Annotated in this window: 18 protein-coding genes and 1 pseudogene; 11 read left to right on the top strand and 8 right to left on the bottom strand. The window is 23.0% G+C overall.

What is annotated here, in order from left to right; genetic code table 4:
- Positions 1-565, top strand: a pseudogene (locus M0D11_RS02130) (APC family permease); the annotation flags it as partial.
- 29 nt (positions 566-594) lie between these two features.
- Here M0D11_RS02130 and M0D11_RS02135 read toward each other — a convergent pair.
- The 3 genes from M0D11_RS02135 to M0D11_RS02145 all read right to left on the bottom strand — a co-directional run bounded on the left by M0D11_RS02135 (position 595) and on the right by M0D11_RS02145 (position 3,535).
- Entirely contained in the window at positions 595-762 is a 168-nt protein-coding gene (locus tag M0D11_RS02135; protein ID WP_252319644.1) for a hypothetical protein, read from the bottom strand.
- 129 nt (positions 763-891) lie between these two features.
- Entirely contained in the window at positions 892-1,800 is a 909-nt protein-coding gene (locus M0D11_RS02140; protein WP_252319646.1) for an ATP-binding cassette domain-containing protein, read from the bottom strand.
- Positions 1,801-1,813: 13 nt separating this feature from the next.
- On the bottom strand, positions 1,814-3,535 hold the full coding sequence (locus tag M0D11_RS02145; protein WP_252319648.1) for an ABC transporter permease: 1,722 nt from the start codon (positions 3,533-3,535) through the stop codon (positions 1,814-1,816).
- 213 nt (positions 3,536-3,748) lie between these two features.
- Here M0D11_RS02145 and M0D11_RS02150 point away from each other — a divergent pair, with 213 nt between their 5' ends.
- From M0D11_RS02150 to M0D11_RS07165, 3 genes are all read left to right on the top strand, one after another.
- The gene (locus M0D11_RS02150) at positions 3,749-4,087 is read left to right on the top strand and encodes a hypothetical protein (RefSeq protein ID WP_252319650.1); all 339 of its coding nucleotides are present in this window, start codon (positions 3,749-3,751) and stop codon (positions 4,085-4,087) included.
- Between the two features lie 999 nt (positions 4,088-5,086).
- Positions 5,087-6,694: a hypothetical protein gene (locus M0D11_RS02155; RefSeq protein ID WP_252319658.1), complete on the top strand. Its 1,608-nt coding sequence runs from the start codon at positions 5,087-5,089 to the stop codon at positions 6,692-6,694.
- Between the two features lie 457 nt (positions 6,695-7,151).
- Positions 7,152-8,393, top strand: a complete 1,242-nt coding sequence (locus M0D11_RS07165) for a DEAD/DEAH box helicase (RefSeq protein WP_252319660.1) — start codon at positions 7,152-7,154, stop codon at positions 8,391-8,393.
- Positions 8,394-8,456: 63 nt separating this feature from the next.
- Here the strand turns inward: M0D11_RS07165 and M0D11_RS02165 are convergent, their stop codons facing one another.
- The 3 genes from M0D11_RS02165 to M0D11_RS02175 form a co-directional block, all read right to left on the bottom strand.
- On the bottom strand, positions 8,457-8,612 hold the full coding sequence (locus tag M0D11_RS02165) for a hypothetical protein (RefSeq protein WP_174479916.1): 156 nt from the start codon (positions 8,610-8,612) through the stop codon (positions 8,457-8,459).
- Between the two features lie 157 nt (positions 8,613-8,769).
- Positions 8,770-10,941: a hypothetical protein gene (locus tag M0D11_RS02170; RefSeq protein WP_252319662.1), complete on the bottom strand. Its 2,172-nt coding sequence runs from the start codon at positions 10,939-10,941 to the stop codon at positions 8,770-8,772.
- 167 nt (positions 10,942-11,108) lie between these two features.
- Positions 11,109-11,969, bottom strand: a complete 861-nt coding sequence (locus M0D11_RS02175) for a ribonuclease HIII (RefSeq protein WP_252319664.1) — start codon at positions 11,967-11,969, stop codon at positions 11,109-11,111.
- 131 nt (positions 11,970-12,100) lie between these two features.
- Between M0D11_RS02175 and acpS the strand changes: the two genes are divergently transcribed.
- From acpS to M0D11_RS02205, 6 genes are all read left to right on the top strand, one after another.
- Positions 12,101-12,421, top strand: coding sequence for a holo-ACP synthase (acpS, locus tag M0D11_RS02180; RefSeq protein ID WP_174479919.1), 321 nt, complete (start codon positions 12,101-12,103; stop codon positions 12,419-12,421).
- Between the two features lie 28 nt (positions 12,422-12,449).
- Entirely contained in the window at positions 12,450-13,757 is a 1,308-nt protein-coding gene (locus M0D11_RS02185) for a thymidine phosphorylase (RefSeq protein ID WP_252319673.1), read from the top strand.
- Positions 13,758-13,831: 74 nt separating this feature from the next.
- The gene (locus M0D11_RS02190) at positions 13,832-15,157 is read left to right on the top strand and encodes a hypothetical protein (protein WP_252319675.1); all 1,326 of its coding nucleotides are present in this window, start codon (positions 13,832-13,834) and stop codon (positions 15,155-15,157) included.
- Positions 15,158-15,311: 154 nt separating this feature from the next.
- Positions 15,312-16,064 (top strand): segregation/condensation protein A, encoded by a 753-nt coding sequence (locus M0D11_RS02195; protein ID WP_252319677.1) that lies wholly within the window; start codon positions 15,312-15,314, stop codon positions 16,062-16,064.
- A complete protein-coding gene (gene scpB / locus M0D11_RS02200; protein ID WP_252319679.1) occupies positions 16,057-16,638 on the top strand; it encodes an SMC-Scp complex subunit ScpB in 582 nt (193 codons plus the stop codon). Before M0D11_RS02195 ends, scpB begins: the two co-directional genes overlap by 8 nt.
- Positions 16,631-17,368: a pseudouridine synthase gene (locus M0D11_RS02205; protein ID WP_252319681.1), complete on the top strand. Its 738-nt coding sequence runs from the start codon at positions 16,631-16,633 to the stop codon at positions 17,366-17,368. The genes scpB and M0D11_RS02205 overlap by 8 nt, the downstream gene beginning before the upstream one ends.
- A 21-nt stretch (positions 17,369-17,389) precedes the next feature.
- Here the strand turns inward: M0D11_RS02205 and M0D11_RS02210 are convergent, their stop codons facing one another.
- Both M0D11_RS02210 and M0D11_RS02215 read right to left on the bottom strand, forming a co-directional pair.
- The gene (locus M0D11_RS02210; protein ID WP_252319683.1) at positions 17,390-17,716 is read right to left on the bottom strand and encodes a hypothetical protein; all 327 of its coding nucleotides are present in this window, start codon (positions 17,714-17,716) and stop codon (positions 17,390-17,392) included.
- 62 nt (positions 17,717-17,778) lie between these two features.
- Positions 17,779-18,516, bottom strand: coding sequence for a ribosome-inactivating family protein (locus tag M0D11_RS02215; protein ID WP_252319696.1), 738 nt, complete (start codon positions 18,514-18,516; stop codon positions 17,779-17,781).
- 288 nt (positions 18,517-18,804) lie between these two features.
- Between M0D11_RS02215 and M0D11_RS02220 the strand changes: the two genes are divergently transcribed.
- Positions 18,805-19,302, top strand: a complete 498-nt coding sequence (locus tag M0D11_RS02220) for a hypothetical protein (RefSeq protein ID WP_252319697.1) — start codon at positions 18,805-18,807, stop codon at positions 19,300-19,302.
- Positions 19,303-19,407 lie beyond the last annotated feature (105 nt).

Below are 19,407 nucleotides of genomic sequence, written 5' to 3' on the forward strand. Positions count from 1 at the left end.
ATTTAATTTAAATAAAGATGGCATTCCTGTTAAAGCAGCAGTTATTAATTTAATAGTAACATCTGTTATGTTAATTTTATGATTAGTTATTCCTGATTTGATTAAAGGAATTTGGTTAGTTTCACATCCTGATCAACAATATTCATCATCTTTTAATGTTGCTAATTTATCATCAGCTTTTTCTGTAATTACAATGTTTATTTATATCATGGTTTTAATTACAGTATTAAAATTAGCATTAGATAAAAAATTAAAACTGAATTGATATGAAAAAATTACTTTTCCATTTATTTTGGTAACTTTAGGTTTAATGTTCGTTTGACATTATTATTCTATTATTTATGATGCAGTTACAGCAACTGATTCAAGTGCAATAGTTGCTATGGTTATTGAGTTAGTATTTATTTTAAGTAATGTGATTTTTGCAATAACTTGATACTTTGCTTATTACTCTAAAAAATATAAACTTCGTTTAAAAACAAATCCTAATTTACAAGTAGAATTGAATAGTGAATTTTCTTTTAATTTAGAACATCAAGCAAAATTAGCAAAATGTAATAGTTAACAAAAAAATAAGTTACTCTATAGAGTAACTTATTTTTTTGTTAAATTAGTTTTTTTATATTTGTTGTTTATTTCTTCTCTTAAATTATTAATTATTTTGTGTTCTTGTTCTCAATTTATTTTTATTTGATTTCTTTCTTCAAGTGTTTTCTTAAATTCATGTTGATGTTTATTTATTCATTCATTAACTTTTCGCATTTTTTCTCCTTATTAAAATGTAAAGGTATTTATTTAAAATAATTAAACTTATATTAAGTTTATAAATAATTATACTATGAGAAATTAAAAAGATTAGAAATTTTATAGTTAAATTTTTGTTTTTTTATTTTATAAAAAATTTTTTAAATGTGATAAATCTATTTCTTTTTCATAAAGATTTTGAATACCAATTTTATATTTATTTAAAATTGAACTAAGATTATCAATTTTTTCTTGTGTATCTAAGCGAATTAAGATTTCATTTAAATCTTTAAGATATTTAAATTGATATTGATATTTTGTTAATATAGTGGCTGTTAATGGTAAATTGTTGGTAGTTAAAATAAAAATTTTGCCAACATCAAATTTTGCTATTGATCCACTATAAAGCATTTTTCCCAAATCAATAATAGTACAATCATCAATAATATCTTTAACCTCGTTAATCATATGAGTTGTTAAGAAAATAGTTTTACCTTCTGCTTTTAATCTTTTTAATACATTTGTAAAATATTTTCGTGACTCTGAATCTAAGTTTGCACCCGGTTCATCAAGAATTACTAGTTCTGGATCATGTGCTAAGGCTTGAATTAGCATAATTCTATTTTTCATTCCTGAAGAGAAAGAATTTAAACCCTTATTACGATGTTCTCATAAATTAAAATTATTTAATAATTTTTGTAAATTAACTTCTAAAGCACTATCGGTAATAGTAGTTGTTTGTCCTAAATATTTTAGAAAATTATAAGCTGTTAAACCTTGTGGAAAGTTTTCTAAATTTAAGGAATAACCTAAGCTTAATTTTGATTTTGCACTTCCTGCTTTGTAATCATTAACCTTAATTGTACCACTGTATCTGTTACTGGGCATTGCACCAATGATAGACTTTAATAAAACGGATTTTCCGCTACCAGATTGACCAACCAAAGCATGAATAGTTCCTTTAAATACAGTAAAATTTATATTACTAATATTAAACTTTTTAAATTTTTTGTTATAGTTTCTGACACTAATCATAATGTCTTCTGTAGTTCCCATAATAAGTTTTCTCCTAACTAACAATTTTTCGATTATACATTAAATAAGAAAGTAAGAATAAAAAGATAGAAAATCCACAATATATTTCAAGAACTGATTTATTATTTTGAAAATAATCAATGTTATCGGTTTTTATTTTTTTATTATTTAATGTTAGTTTAAAATCAGGATAACTAAATAAAGTATTTTTTTGTGTATCAAAATCGATACTAGATGTTGCATAAGGTTCAAATCAAAAATCACCATAGTAGTCCATAAAATAAGTCCAAATTTGATTTCAATGTTCAATAAAATTTATTGCATTGATAAATTGATAACTATTTGCAATACTAATGTAATTTTTATAATTTTTATCATTAGTAACAGAATTATTAGTAATCTGACGATAAATATGAATTTGATTATAAATATATTCTTCGGTTGTTCTAACTAAAAAATAAACAGGATTATAAAAAATTTTATTAAATTCATTACGAAAATCAAATTTATATGCATATGTATCAATAAAAATATTTTTAATTTCCTTGGGTGATAGTGGAACGGGTTGTTCTAATATTGGACCTGTAATTTGTATATAAGTATTATTAATATCAGTATCGTATGTTAATAGTGAAGGTGCTTTACCGCTTTGCAGATCCATAAATGAATCAATATTATATTTTTTATCATAATCATTAATTATATTAATTAAGTCTTCTGTAATTTGATTATTATCAACATTGTTTTTTAATTCATCTAAGTTTTTAAAATAACTATTAAAAGTAATTTTCATAAATATATTTTTATTTTGAAATTCAGGTGGTTTTCAAGAGGTTGTTTTACCACTAAGAGTTTTAACAGTAGGATTTGTTTTAATAAATCCTAATTTTTGATAAAAATCAATACGCTTATTAATAACATTATTTTCTTTAATATCCTTTAATTCTTGATCACTAAGATTAGAATAAAAATCAAAAATAGCTTTTGTTAAATTTGGATATTTAATTAATCCTTTTTCTAAATTTTGTTTAAATAAAATTGCTTCTTTGATTTCACTAACAGTATATTGGATATTATTTTCAAAATTAATTTTAATAATGTCACTATTTATTTTGGTTAATGAGTAAGGCAAACCACCTAATAAAAATAGACTACAGAAAATAACAAAAATTAAAAAAACTGTTTGTGATGGAGTAAAAGCTAACATTGTTACTACACCAACAGTAACTAAAGCAGCAAATAAAGAGCAAAAGCCAAAAAATTTTAGGATTGTTAATACGTAAAAAGTTAAATAAGAAACTTTTATAATAATTCCGCAAATCCCGCCAAAGATTAATAAAGCAATAATATTTATGAAAATAAAAGTTAAACTCATAAAAAATAAAGCAGCGTATTGAGTTAAAATAATAACATTTCTTGTATAAGGTTTAGTAAGTAATAATAGGAAAGAACTATCTTCAAATTGAGTACCAAAAATTTTTATAGCATTTAATAAAATAAAAATAAATAGAAATATACTATAAAAAATCATAATATAGTATTGTAAATCAATAATAAAATCTTCTATTGATAAATTTAAAAAAAACAAAACACTAATGATCAATACCGAAATTACTATTGAAAATAAAAATAAAAATGCTGTAATAAAACTGTAACTAATTTTAATTATAATTAATCTAAATAACTTAAATCAACTTGTCTTTTTGGTTTTAGTTTTTTCTATAGTTTTCGTTGTGGTTTCTAGTAATCTGTCCATTATTTTTTTCTCCTTTACATATTATCAATTATAATCAATTATTTTTTTTGTTTATAAAATATAATTTAATGAAAATGAAAAATTATTGAAAAAAGATTCTAAACACTAATATTTATGTTAGTATTATATTACCTAAATATTAGTGTTTAACCTATTTACTTTCATTTTAAAGTAAATAGGTTTTATATTTTAAAGTAGAAAGTGAGAAAAAATATGCGAAGTGGAATTAAACAAGAAAAATCAAAAAAACAAATAATTAAAAAATATGCGAAAAATGGTGCTATTGTTGGTGGTACTATCGGTGGTGGTGTTGGGTTTGTTGCTGGTATTGGTTGTGTGGTTATCTCACCTAGTCCAGGTGAGGTTATTGCTGGTGCCACTCTTCTTGGTGGTGGTGTTGGTGCTAGTGTTGGTGCTGTAAAAGTAGTCATAGATGAGATAAAACAAAAAGCAGTAAGACAACAAAGAGAACCATTTAACTCTTTTCAAGTAAATGCTATGGATTTACAAAATCCAAATTCAACAAGCAGAAATCAACCACCAACATTATAAAAACTAAACATTACCGATTAATGTTCTAAACAGGTTCTAAGAAGTATGAGTTCTAAGGAATAAAATTAATCAAATTTAAAAGATATGTTGAAAATATTTATTAATTTTATTTAATTATTTTAGGATTTTACTTTTTTAATCACAAAAATACCTATTGTTAGGTGTTTTTTTATTTTTTAATTGAAAGGATGGAAAATTATGAATAATATTTCTAACTATTCCATTGATTACGAATTTAAGGATTCCTATAACGGATTACATTCTAATTTTACAGATAGTTCTAATACATATAAATTACTAAAATGAAGTACTTTTTCTAATTCCTGAGATAATTTTACAGAAAAATATAAAACATTTCATTTTAATAAATCTCTTAATAATTTTTCTGTTAGATTAGCAAACGACACAAATAGTATTTAAAACTTAGAAACACCCATTAATACAAAAAAATTTGCAAAATATGGGGACAGGAAACAGTAATAGTATGTATAATATAAAAATAAACACAATTGATAGTGCTGGTCGTGGAAATAGTATAAATGTTTCTTTAAATATTTGACGCGATAAGGATTATATTTATTTTAGATGATTTTTATCAAATTATGCAAATTTTGGAATTGATTCATTTTTTCACATCAAAATTTTTTCTATCATTTTAAATTAAAGTATATTGTTTTAGTAATAATGCCTATTTATCCAATATTTTAATTAACTAAAATATTTTAAAACTACTCAATTTGAGTAGTTTATTTTTTCTTTTTAAAAATTTAAATATTACAAAAATTATAATAAATTAATTTATATATAGAATATGAATAGTTTAGTTTCTTATAATATATTATTAATACTTATAATATATTATAAGTAGAAAAATAATCAAATTATTAGTTTACATAAATATTAAAATTAATATATTCACAACATTTTAATTATAAATATTATAGAATATACTAAAACTTTAATAAAAGATATTAAAAGAAATTTTAGGAGGGTACTAGAGTGAAGGGAATATTAAAATTATTAGCAATTTTTGGATTAACAGCACCAGTAGCAGTAAATGTAGTGGCATGTGGAAATGGTAATAGTTCTGATACTGATGATGAAGTATCGGAAAATGCTGATGTACAAGAATTATTAAAAAAAGCTAAAGAGCAAATTAGTTTAGGACTTGCAAATTTAATTAGTGAATATAAGAATTTAACTTTTGAAGATGAATTTGGTGAATCTGGAAAAGATATTACTAATAATTTAAATAGTTTATCTAAAGATAGTGACACTCTAGTTGATAGTAAAATAAAAGATATATTTTTAACTAGGCTTCAAAAAGATATTACAAATCTTATTATTGAGGATTATTTATTACAACCATCTGATTTAAAACCATTATTTAATAATATAACTACTAGTGAAATTTTAAAAATTGATTTTAATGAAACAACAATGACAAATAAACAATTCAATTGAACTAAGGAAAATGCTGATTTTGGTATTGAAAATTATGATCCAGCAACGTATAACATAACAATGTGATATAAACTTACTGCAGATTTAAAATTAAAATTATCTTATAAAGATGAAAGTAACAAAAAGACAGAAATTGAAGTATCTAATATTTTTGATTTTAATTACGCTAATACTGGTGCTAATTTAAAAGATTTAATTGAAGCTTCAACTAGTAATGTAACAAAAGTATTAAAAAATTTTATGATAGAAATGGAAAACGCCACTACTGATAGTGAAAGTTTATTACAAAAAGCAAAAGAATTAATTACTGAAAAACTTAATAACAATAAAGTTAATATTACTAAAGTTGATATTAATGCTCAATCAGAAGTGCTTCAAAAAAATGATGTTTATGCTAGTGGTGATCATATGTATGAAGCGCTTACTAAACCTACAATTGATGAAGCAATTGATTCTTTGAAAAATTATTTATCACCAACAGCAACAGCTTTTTCAGATGAGATTACTAAGTGACTTGTTGGAAAACAAGGAGTGCCTGAAGAAAATAAAAAGAAAATTAATGCTTTTGGAAAAATCACTATTAGTGATTGAAGCATTTCAGGATTAAGATTAACACCAATGACTTTAGATTTTATTAATATTAGTCCTAATCAAACGCAAGGTGAATGAGCAGAGCAAACAGCAACAGCATTAGGTAAAATATTTTATACAAAAAGTGCATTTGCTGAAGGGCGTATTGATATAACTACTGATAATAATTTAACAATATATATGAATCCTGGAGATTTTGATGACTTTGTTCAAAATAATAAAAAAATGAGTGATATTAGTGACTATATTAGTTCAAAAATAAATTCTAAAGCTACAACCGAAGATCTTATTAAAGGTAATATTTCAGTTACTTTAAATGGTCTTTGAAAAGGAGCAAAAAATCCTACTTTAAGTGATATAACTAGTGTGGAAAAATTAGATGATAATACATTTAAAGTTAAAAGAAATGCGGGTGGTATGCATGGTTATAATTATTTAACTATTCGTTATGCAAACACTAGTTTTTTAACTGGAATGATTAAGAATCATAAAAATAATCATATTTTATTTGATAATTGAATTATTAAAAAAGCAGATACTAATGTTTGATAATTTATATTATTTTTCAAATTTTTTTGTTATGATAAAAAATTTCTAATATAATTTAAATTTTTAAATTGATTAAAATTAAAAATTTGTATAGTATTTTAATTATTATTTTTATATTTTCATTTCTAAAAATTTATCTTTACATTTAATTAAAAATAGTGTATTATATTTAAGTTGTTGATTAATTCGCAATTTTCTTTTAAGATATGATTGATAAAAAAATATCAAAAAGTTGTTAATGATGTCAAAGAAATAAATAATATCATGAAATTATTTGACAACTTTTAATTTTAGAAAAATTAGATGAATTAATACTTTAAAATGTAAGTAAGTATATTATATATAAATAATAAATAAAACTAATCCTTTTTTAAAATAATCCTCTTTTAGAGGTTATTTTTCAGGTTATAATTATCATTTTTTCTAAATTTATTCAAAATTTATTTTTAAGGAGAAATATATGAGTTTTACAGAACTAAACTTAAAACAAGAATTAACTGCTGCTATTGCTAAATGAGGTTATACTACCGCAACACCAATTCAAAAGAAGACAATTCCAGTTTCTTTACAAAAAAAAGATATTATTGGAAAAAGTCATACCGGAACCGGAAAAACTGCTGCTTTTGTCTTACCTATATTACATAATTTAGATATAAAATTATATCGTAATCAAGCCATTATTGTTTGTCCAACTAGAGAATTGGCAATCCAAGTTGCTAAACAAGTAAAAAAATATGCTTATTTTTTAAATGGTGTTAATGTTGCTTTATTATGTGGTGGTGTTAATATTAGAAATCAATTATATGATTTAAGAACTAGTAATATAGTTGTTGGAACACCAGGAAGAATTACTGATCATATTAATCGTGGTAGTTTAAGATTAAATTCAATTAAAACATTAGTTTTAGATGAAGCAGATGAAATGTTAAAAATGGGATTTAAAAAAGATATTGATTTCTTATTTGAGAATTCACCACAAAATATTCAAACTGTCCTTTTTTCAGCAACAATGTCAAAACCAGTTTTAAAAATTGCTGATGATTATCAAAATAATCCAGTTAGTATTACTGTTGAAGATGAAAGTCAAAAATTACAACAAGCAAATATTAAACAATATTATTTTGATTGTCGTAATATAACAAAAGAAACTGCATTAGTTACTTTATATCAAAAATTACAACCACAATTAAGTATTGTTTTTTCAAATACAAAAGCTTTTACTAACAAAATTGCACAATTATTAGAACAAAATAATATTAAATGTGCTGTTATTAACGGCGATAAAAGTCAAAGAGAACGTATGGAAGCAATGAGACAATTTAAAAATGGTAAGGTTAGAGTATTAATTGCTACTGATGTTGTTGCTAGAGGAATTGACATTAATGGCATTGATTATGTTTTTAATTATGATATTCCACGTGAATATGAATACTATACTCATCGTATTGGTAGAACAGCTCGTGCTGGAGCACAAGGAACTGCTATTACTTTAGTAAGTAATAGAGTTCAATATAATGAAATTCAAGAAATTCAATATTATCAAAATCATGAAATTACTTTACTAGATACTACAGGTTGAGATTTACCTAAAAATGTTGTTAAAGTACCAACTAAATTAAATTTTTCATCTCATAATAATAGAAATGATTTTAAACGTAATGTTGATAATAATTCAAAATGAAAAAGAAAACCAAAATATTAAAATTATTCATTTTTATAAAAAAATCACTTAATTATTAAGTGATTTTTTCTTTAAATATTAATTTTATAAAGTTTTTTTATTTTCATTTTTTTTCTTATTTTCGATTTCTTGTTGTTGTCTTTCTTTTTCAGCTTTTTCGGATTCTTTTTTTAATTTATTAGCTGCAATTTTTTCTTTTATTCTTGCTATTTCTTTTTCTCTTTTATTTTTTTCATCCATAAAAATCCCTTTCTCACTACTTTTTTGGTATATTTATTCTTATACATCTAAAATACCCAAAATCAGTGTACATTTTTTAGAAAAAAAATAAATATAAAATATTAAAAAAGTCACTCTTTTAAAAAGAGTGACTAAAAATTAAATTTAAATAGTGCTTTTAATTGAATGGCATTGGATGGTATATTCCTGTACTTGTTGATGGTTGGTTATTTATATCATTTGCAAATTCATATGGATTGTCAATAGGAAATTCTTCTATTGATGTTTCGTCATCAGTTTCTTTTTCATTTGATGATTTTTCTGATTCTATTTGTTGTGATAAAACTTCTTCAATACCAGAATCTTCAAATTCTTCTTCCTGATATTTTTTAAACAATTCATCAAAAGTTGTGAATTTCCCATTGTTTTCTAATTTTTCTAAATGTTTTTCAAGAAAAACTGCTTCTTTTTTAGTAAATCCACAACAACTAGTTAATATTTCTGTTATTTTTTTTATAGTTATTGGTTGATTAAATACATCTTTATAAAAATCAGAAATAGCAAAAGCAATCATATCAATTGCTGTTACACCAATTGAAAATCCTAATGTTGTTCATCTAACAAATTTTTCATAAAATAATTTTGTGGCTTTTTGAAATCCATATTCAGTAACTAATGCAGCTTCTGTTTTAACAGCATTAACAGTACAAGTGACTGATAAAAATAAAGGGATTGCCATTAATATTTTTTTATATCGAGTTTGTTTTTCAACTCATTTTGAAAGTTTTTCAGGACAAAGATTAGTTGGAATTCCTAAGTTTGTTAAACCCGATTTAAAAATATTATTAATTGGTCTCATAACAAAATAACGACTTATATTTGCTGCTAAAGCACCTGTAGTAAAAATGTCTTTCGTGATTCAATCATGTAAATTAAAATCTTCTTTAGAAGTATTTTCTGATGAACCAGTTAGAATAATATGACTACCTGCCCATGTTAGTGTTTCTAAAGTTAAATTAACTAAAAGATTACGTCCTCAATTAGTTACTAATGCTATTGGTTTATTATTTTGTTGTTCCATAGTTTTAATTGTTTTATTTGCTAAAGATATTACTTGTTTAATTTCACTATCATTATTAACATTATTATTTTCATTTTGTGAATTAATAATTAGTTTTTTAATTCGTTCAATTTCTTTTTTAAAATTTGGATGATATTCAAATTCTGTTTCTACACAATTTTCAATTTGATTAAATTTCTGTATTAAATCATTAAGTATGGAAATATTTGAAAAATATTTCATTAATTTTTGATGGTCTTCTTCAAATAAAAATGTTTCAAATATTTCTTTATATTTTTCAAAGTCACTGGTATTAAATTGATTGATTTCAATGGGATTTGTTTTGTTTTTTTTATTAAAAAAAACATCTCGTGATCAACTTGAAGCTGCTGAAGTGAAAAATGTGCCAAGTGCAGTATCAAGTAATACCATAACATAATTTTGTCAATTTCAAAATATAGCATCAATATAATCTTGGGATGTATGTTCTTTACCATCAATGGGAAAATTAGAAACTACTCTTTGTAAATTTTTACCAGTAAGTCCAATATAAATTTCTAATAATCCTAAAAATTTATATGCAATATTTCTTATTATTCCTGGTTTTGTTTGATCAATAAAATTTTGTATTATTGTTAAATATTTATATAGTTTTAATAAAACATTTAAAACTCTATTATTAGAATTTTCTTTAAATAATTTTAATTGTTCATTAAGTGAGTTGGTATTTGTTATAAATTTATTAAGATTATTAATAGTTTTTATAGTAATACCTTCTAAGAATTGATCTTCAAGTGATAATTTTCTTTCTTTTTTTTGAAAAGTTTTTAAATCTAAATTATCATCAATATATTCATCAACATCATTGTATTCTTTTTTATATATTTCTATTGTATTTCTATTAAAGTTTATTTTTAATAATTCTAAAATCACTATAATTACTGTTCCATTTTTTTCAACAAATGTTAGTTTTTGTCAGTATTGATTGTTATTAATGGTAATAGTGCTTTCATTAAAAAAAGTTAAACTATCAAAGTTATTTCTAATTTGGGTTTCATATTTTCAATTTCCATTATCATCGAGTTTTTTTTGTGTTGTTCCTCCATAACGACTATTACAAGTTATTCAATTATTTTCTTCACTATCTTCTATTTCGATGATTGTACTTGAACTATTAAGACTTTCAGTACTACTTGAATTACTATTATTTATAGAAGATTGTTGCTGGGTAATTCCATAATTAGTATGTTTATTTTTTTCTAATAAAGGTTTTTTTTCTTCTTTTGGCATTTTATTTTCTCCTTTAAGTATAAAAGTCCTATTTTGTTTTTATAAACAAAATAGGACTTAAAAATATATTTAAACATATATCTGATTTGGATTATATCATTTATTTGATAGTTTTTAAATAAAAAATATTTTTTATATATAGTTAATAAAAATTAAGTTTTAATTATTTATTTAAAAAATTCAGTAAATGATTTTTTGCTATGACGTTCAAGAAATTTATTAAATTCAATTGTTTTTTCATTTTTAATTTTTTCTAAAAATATATTAACTTCTTTTCCAGTACCTAATGGAATTGTATTAGTGTCAATACCTTTTATTTTTTTAATTTCTTCTAAAAATAAATAACGACTAATAATAGTACTACAAGCGATAGCTAAATACTTACTTTCTGCATTAGTAACAAATTGAACTTTATCTTTAATAATTTTATTACGATTATCTTTCATATTTTCAATGTATTTGTAATATGTATCTTCATTAATATATTGATCAATAACTATAGTATCATATTGAATTCTATGTTGTAACATACGAACTAATGCTTGATTTTCTCCTCAGGTTTTAATAATATTGGGGCTATAACCCGCATCAATTCATTGATTATATTTACGATTGTTAATGATTACTGACTCAAAAATAATTGTTTTCATAATATCTTGTGCTAATTCAATAAATTTACTTTGTGATAAGTCTTTATAATCGCGAATGTTAAGTAAACGTAATTTTTCTAAATTACCCGAACCAATATAAGAACTAATAATAACAAGTGGACCAAAAAAATTATTAATACCAAATTCAGCATTGCCAATGACTGGTGATTGATTTTCATCAAGTTGATTTCAAATTCTACGATATTCTGCAATAATATCCTCTTTAGTACCTTTAAAAATAACTTTTTCTTGATAAATTTCAATTGTTATATTATGATATTGAAATAATTCATAACTACTATTTTTATTATCAACTTTATAGTTTTGGTAGTGTTCTTTAATTAATGATTTTTGTTTTTGATTTAAGTAAAATGTCATTAATATACCACCATCTTTTCAAAATTTATTTGATTTATTGAAATTAATATCACACTTTCTTTCATATTAATTATATAATAAAAACAAGGATTTTAGGGTTTTAACCTTTTATTTTATATAAGGAGTTAACAATGCGTAGTGTAGGTATAGATATTATTGAAGTAAATCGAATAGAAAATATTGAAGAATTTGCTAAAAGAATTTTAAGTAAGAAAGAAATTATACTTTTTAATCAATATTCTTTACAACGTCAACAGGAATTTTTGGCAGGAAGATGAGCATTAAAAGAAGCAATTTTTAAGGCATTACCACAAGAAAAGTTAACATTTAAAAATATTGATATTAGTTATAATCAATATAATCAACCAATAACTATCATTAAGAATTATCAATTACTTTTATCTTTATCACATAATGAAACTAATGCAATTGCAATTGCAATTGTTATTTAATAAAAAGAAAGTAAGGTGTTTTATTAAAATGTATATGATTGATTTAATCTCTAAAAAGAAATTAGGACAAAGTTTAAATAAAGAAGAACTAAAATTTTTAACAGAAGGTATTGTTAATGAAACAATACCAGACTATCAAATTAGTGCTTGAGCAATGGCTGTTTATTTTCAGGGAATGACTAATGATGAATTAGTAGAATATACAAAAGCCGTTATTAATAGTGGTGAAACCATGGATTTATCACAAATTACTGGTTTTAGTATTGATAAACATTCAACTGGTGGTGTTGGTGATAAAACTAGTTTAGTATTTGGTCCATTAGCTGCTGCTTGTGGATTAAAGGTTGCAAAAATTTCTGGAAGAGGATTGGGTATTACTGGTGGTACTATTGATAAATTGGAAATAATTCCAAATTTTAAATGTGATTTGGCAATATCAGATTTTATTAAAGTTGTTAATAAAGTTGGTATGAGTATTATTAGTCAAACTAGTAATTTAGTGCCTGCTGATAAAAAATTATATGCATTACGTGATGTTTCAGGAACAGTTGATTCATTACCATTAATTGCTGCTAGTGTTATGTCTAAAAAAATAGCGATGGGTGCTGATTTAATTTTACTAGACATTAAATGTGGAAAAGGTGCCTTTGTTCAGGATATAGTAACTGCAAGAAAGTTAGCAAAATTAATGGTACATATTGGTAAAGCTTTTAATAAAAAAATTTATGCTATTATTAGTGATATGAATAAGCCTTTAGGACAAACAATTGGTAATGCACTAGAATTACAAGAAGTTATTTTAAGCTTAAAAAATAAAGGACCAGAAGATTTGAAAATTCTTGTTAGTAATTTAGTAGCTTTAGCCTTATTGGGAACTAAAAACGTAAAAACCTTAAAAGAGGGTATTGATAAAGCTAATGCTATGTTTACTAGTGAAAAACCACTACAAATTTTTTATGATTTTGTTAAAAGTCAAGGTGGAGATACTAAATATCTTGAAAATATTGATAAATTACCACCAGCTAAATATATTATTAAAGTTAAGGCACAATTATCGGGCTATTTAGATGTTACTAATAATTATGCTTTAGGTGAATTATCAGTAATATTAGGAGCAGGAAGAACTACTAAAACTGATATCATTGATCCAGTGGCAGGAATTTATTTAAAACAAATTCATGGTCAAAAAGTTGAAAAAAATAGTGTAATTATGGAACTCCATACTAATAAAGATCAACATTTTCATCAACAATTTTTAGATTTGGCAATTTCTACATTTCAGATTACTAATAAAAAATACGATATTAAACCAATAATTTTAGAAATAATAATGTAATTTAGTTTAAAATTGTTTATAATGTTACAGTATTTTAAAAATATTAATTAAATGAAATGATAAGGAGCGTTTTTGTGAAATCTTTATTAAAATTACTGGGCACACTTGCTTTAGCAACAACACCAGTTGTAACAGTTGTTGCTTGTGGTAGTGAAAATAATCAAATGACTCCAAGGGATATTCTTAATTTTGCTGCCTCTTTTGTTACTGATAGTAGTGTGCAAATTAAGGCTGATCTTAATTTATCAGATGATACCAATATAGGAGAAATGAAAGGTAAAATTTTTAGCGAATTAGATACTTCTGTGCAAACAGCTATTGGTAACTTTTTCTCTAGTAAACTTAAAGAAAGTACCAATGAACATCCAACAAATTGATATCACCCTGATGCACATGTCAAAATTATGGACTATGTTCCAAAAAAAGATAATGATAATGATGAAAAAGACAAACCTAAGTTTGTTTTACCAACTGGTAGTGAATTAGTCAATGGTCATTTATGAGTAAAAGCAGAAATCTCTTATTTAAATTTACGATCAGTTACTAAAAATATTAAAATTACAATTAATAATGATACAAGTCATACTAGTGATCAAAAAAAAGCTGATGCAATTAGAGACTTTATTAAAGAAGAAATTACTAAAGATAATCTAAATATTAATGTTGAAAATTTACCAATAACCGGAGAAATTAAAGGAGCAGAAAAAAAAGATAAAGAAGAAATTGCTAGAACTCAGTTATCATATATTAAACAAAATTTAAATGTTGCCATTAAAGATAAAGTTCAATATTCTGGTTTAAGTTTAAGTTTTGAATTTTCAGCTGATTTTTCAAATGTTCCTAAATCAACTTTATTTAAAATGACAGATCCAACGGTGACCAATAATGATGATAAATCAATTGTATTTAATGGTAATGTTAGTAATATTACTATTGATTTCTTAGTTGGTAATGATGGTAAATCTACTTTTAATACTGGTGATATTGAAAGTACTACTGCTATTAAGATTAACCAAACTTTTGTTGATGCAACAACACAAATTTCAAAAATATTTTCTGACTGAACAGTTGATACAGTAAAGGAATTACCAAAAGCTTCAGATAAGTATTCAGATTATGACAAAGATGGAAAAATAAAAGAACAAGTTATAACAAATGGTTATTTTGCTAAAATTAATAAAATTTATAGTATTCTTGCTTCTAAATGAAATGATAGTGTAATAACTATTACTAACCCTGAAAGTGGATTTAATCTTAATCCTAATGAAAAAAATGGTTATTTTAATTTAAAGTTTAAATTAGAATATGATCTAAGTAAAGGCTTTCCAGATATAAAGACAGCTTCAGAATTTGAAATATCTGCCGAAAATATTCATATTACGTTACGTGAAGTTAAATAATAATATTTAAATATATAATAACTTTTAAAACTTATTTTAATCATTAAAAAATTAAAAATAAGTTTTTTTATTTATTAAAGATTAATCAAGTACTATTAAATTAAGTTATAATTAATATTAATAAGTATAAAATGATATTGAGGGAACGAGAATAATGTTACAACCAGTAATTACAATTGAATCTTTTCAAGGACCAATGGATTTGCTTTTGCATTTAATTAAAGAAAAAAATATTGATATTTTAGATTTAAATCTAAATGATGTTACTAACCAATATGTTCATTTTATTAATGAAGAATTAATTAAAAACATTGATTTAGTAAGTGAATATTTACCGATTGCTGCTTATTTATTAGAATTGCAATCAAAACAATTATTACCAAAACAAGAACTAGTAGTAGATAGTGCTTATGAAAATGAAGTTAATCGTCAAAAATTAATTGCTCGTTTATTAGAATATAAAAAATTTAAAGAAATAAGTAATTATTTTAAAGAACAGGCTGTATATAGAACCCAATTATTAACAAAAGCACCTAGTGATTTAAAAACATATTTAGTTGATGAAATTACACCAATTTTGGTAAAAAATAATGTTAATAAACTAACACAAGCAATGTTAAATTTATTTAATAGATTACAAAATGAAAATAAATTACCAGTTAATTTAGCATTAAACTTAATTTCAGCTGAAGATCGCGCTAAAGAAATTAAACAGTTACTGAAAAAAAATCCCAAGCAACACTTTACTTTAGAACAATTATTTTTTACTAAAACATTAACTTTACATTATTTTATTATTACTTTTATTGCAATTTTAGATCTTGCAAATCATCAAATGTTACATATTATACAAACTAATACTTTTACTGAAATTACAGTAATTTATCGAGGTGAGAAAAATGAATAATAGCAATTGAAAAACAAACGAAAGATTAGCAGTTTTACAAGGTTTATTATTTATTGCTGGGAATGAAGGCCTTGATTTATTAACACTTGCTGAATATTTAGAATTAACAAAAAAACCAAAAACTGTTGAAAATTTAATTGTATCTTTACAAATGAAATTAAATGATGATGATACCAGTGGTTTAAGTTTAATTAAAGTTGGTAATATTTATAAATTAACAACAAAACCTATTCATTATAATCGTTATCAAGTATTAAAACAACAACCTTTAATACGTTTATCACAAGCAGCTTTAGAAACACTTGCTATTATTGCTTATAATCATCCAGTTACTAAACCACAAATTGAAGATATTCGTGGTGTAAATTGTGATTCTATTATTTTTAAACTAAAAAGTTTAAATTTAATTACCGAGATTGGTCGTAGTGAATTACCAGGAAAACCAATTTTATATGATTTAACTGATGAATTTATGGATCATTTTAATATCGAATCTTTAACTCAATTACCAACTTTGCCCCAATTTAATAACCAAAATGATGAACAAGAAATCTACAACTTTACTAATGAATAATGATTTAGAACGCTTGCAAAAAGTTATTGCTAATTCTGGAGTATGTTCACGACGAAAAGCAGAATTACTAATTATTAATGGGCAAGTAACAGTTAATGGGCAAATTATTACAACGTTAGGTTTTAAAGTTACAAGTAGTGATATTATTAAGGTTAATAATCAAATTATTCAACAATCCAATCATATTTATTTAGTATTTTATAAACCACCCAATTGTTTAACAACAGTAAGTGATCCTAAAAATCGACCAACGGTAATGAATTATTTTACTAATATTAATAGTAGAATTTACCCAGTCGGTCGTTTAGATTTTGATACTTCAGGTTTGTTGTTAATGACTAATGATGGTGAATTTACTAATGCTATTATTCATCCTCGTTATAAAATAGATAAGGTATATGAAGTATTGGCAAGTGGTATTTTGTCATCAAATGCTATTAAAAAACTACAAGACGGTATTATTTTATCAACTTCATTTACAACTTCTCCTGCTATTGTTAAAATAATTTATAAAAATATAAAAAAAGAAAATACTTTACTACATCTCACTATTCATGAAGGACAAAATCAACAAGTTAAACGTATGATTAAAGCAGTAGGAAGTAGAGTAATTACTTTAAAGCGTTTACAAGTTGCTAATATTACTTTAAAAGGTTTAGCAATGGGTGAATATCGTTATTTGACAGAAGAAGAAGTAACAACATTGATGAAATTGAGTCAAAAGAGTTAAAATAAAAGAATAATTTATTTTTTAAATATAACAACTTTTTATATTTTCTGGGTTTGTCTTTATATCAAAAACCTTATTTATTTCAATAATATTATCAGCAAAATCTTTTGCTGTTTTTATTTCGTCTTGTAATTTTTTATTTGTAATAATATCATTTTTAAAATTTTTCAGTATTTCAATAAGATTATTTAAGTTTTGAAATTTATTTATTTCTTTAGCAATAGCGTATTTTTGTTTTTCACAGATTTTAATACCGATATCTATTCAATCTTGTAATTTTTTTATTTTTCATTTTTGATTTGGAGTTATTAATGGTGGATTTTGATAATTGTTAATTGCATGATACATGCTTGTGTTAAAAACCATTATTCTTAATCCATTATTACTTAATTCTTGGTGAAAATATTTATTTAAGTTACCTTATTTAAAAGATAATTAATAGCATTATGTGTTCCGCGATCTCAATTTCTTATAATTTTTTGAAAAAAAACTCAACTTTGTATTATTGGATTTATAGGTCTTTGACTTTGAAGAATAAAATATTTAACACTTCTGAAACGAATACTTTCTGATGTAGCTAGAATTACTCCTATTAATGAGCATTTAATTTGATTTTCATTTAAGTTAGAATTTGTTAACAATAAAAAATCATTATGTATTGTTTGTCAAGAATAATTATTATGTGCCTGGAGTCCATTACTTGCTACATAACTTCCTACAAAAGGTAAAGATTGGCAAAAAATATTTTTTATATTAGGATTTATTAATGTGCTATCTTCAAAATAATAATAAGTTGTTTCAAAAGTAAATCCTTGTAGGTATAAACTTTTTGAACAAAAAAATAATTTTAACGCTTTTTGTTCAATATTTACAGTAATTGAAAAGTAATCATATTGTGCTTTTTGATTTATATAATAAAACTCTGAGTTAGCATTTGAACCATATGTATTTGGCATTTTTAATAAAATAGTTTCTATATATAGTTCTTTAATAATATGATTTAATTTTTTAAAAAATATTATAGGATTATCATTTAAAACTTCTAAAATTGTTATTGTATGAAAAATACTTGAGTGGATTATTTGTTCTTCATCAAATTTTTCTTTTTCTTTTCAATCTTTTTTTTCAAAATTTGATTTTTTTGGCATATTTAATTTTCCTTTCAAAATAAAAAACCCATTTACTTTTTATGAAAGTAAATAGATTAAAAACTAATATTTAGTTATATACAGTATAGAAAATAAAAAAAATTTGTCAACTTTAGAATCTTTTATATTATTTCAAAATAAGTCAAATTTCAAAAAAAAGTAATAATAAAAACTTTAATAGTGTTAAAAGCATTTTTTATGTTTTTTAGATAATCATTTATTATTATTATTATTATTTATAGTTTATTTTAAAAATTAAAATAAATTAATTTTTTTGAAAGGAAAAAAATGAAAGAAGAACATTTAAAAGAGATAAATGAAAAAATATTAAATATAAAAAAATTATATAAACGTAATAATAAAATTTTAAATGAAATCATATTTAATAGAAATAACTATTGTGACGAAGATATAAATATGATAAAAGATTCAATTTTAGAACAAAATTATAATTTTCAAGAAATAAAAATTCAACTTTTAGAACATCAAAATTTTTTATTAAGTAAAAATATAAATAATGAATTCTTAGTTAATAATCTTGAGTTAGAATTATCAATCAATAAATTCTGATATAAATTTTCTATTAAACTTTATAAAAAAGAAAAAGAAATAGTTAAATATTGAAAAGAACAGTATTTTGAATGTTATAAAAAACAATTTTTTGTAAAGAAAAACTTAGAAAATGATAATAAAATATCAAATTTTGTTATTAAAAAAATTAATAAAGATGTACAAAATATTTCGGTTTCAACTCCTTCATTAAAAGTACATACATTAAAAATGTAAAATATATAACACGTTATTTTTTAATAAAATCATGGGCGTATCAACTTAATGGTTAGATTTGATAAAAACTTAAATGAGAGATAAAACTCTCATTTTTAATTGTTG

The sequence above is a fragment of the Spiroplasma endosymbiont of Lariophagus distinguendus genome (assembly GCF_023846195.1).
Taxonomy (GTDB): domain Bacteria; phylum Bacillota_I; class Bacilli_A; order Mycoplasmatales; family VBWQ01; genus Spiroplasma_E.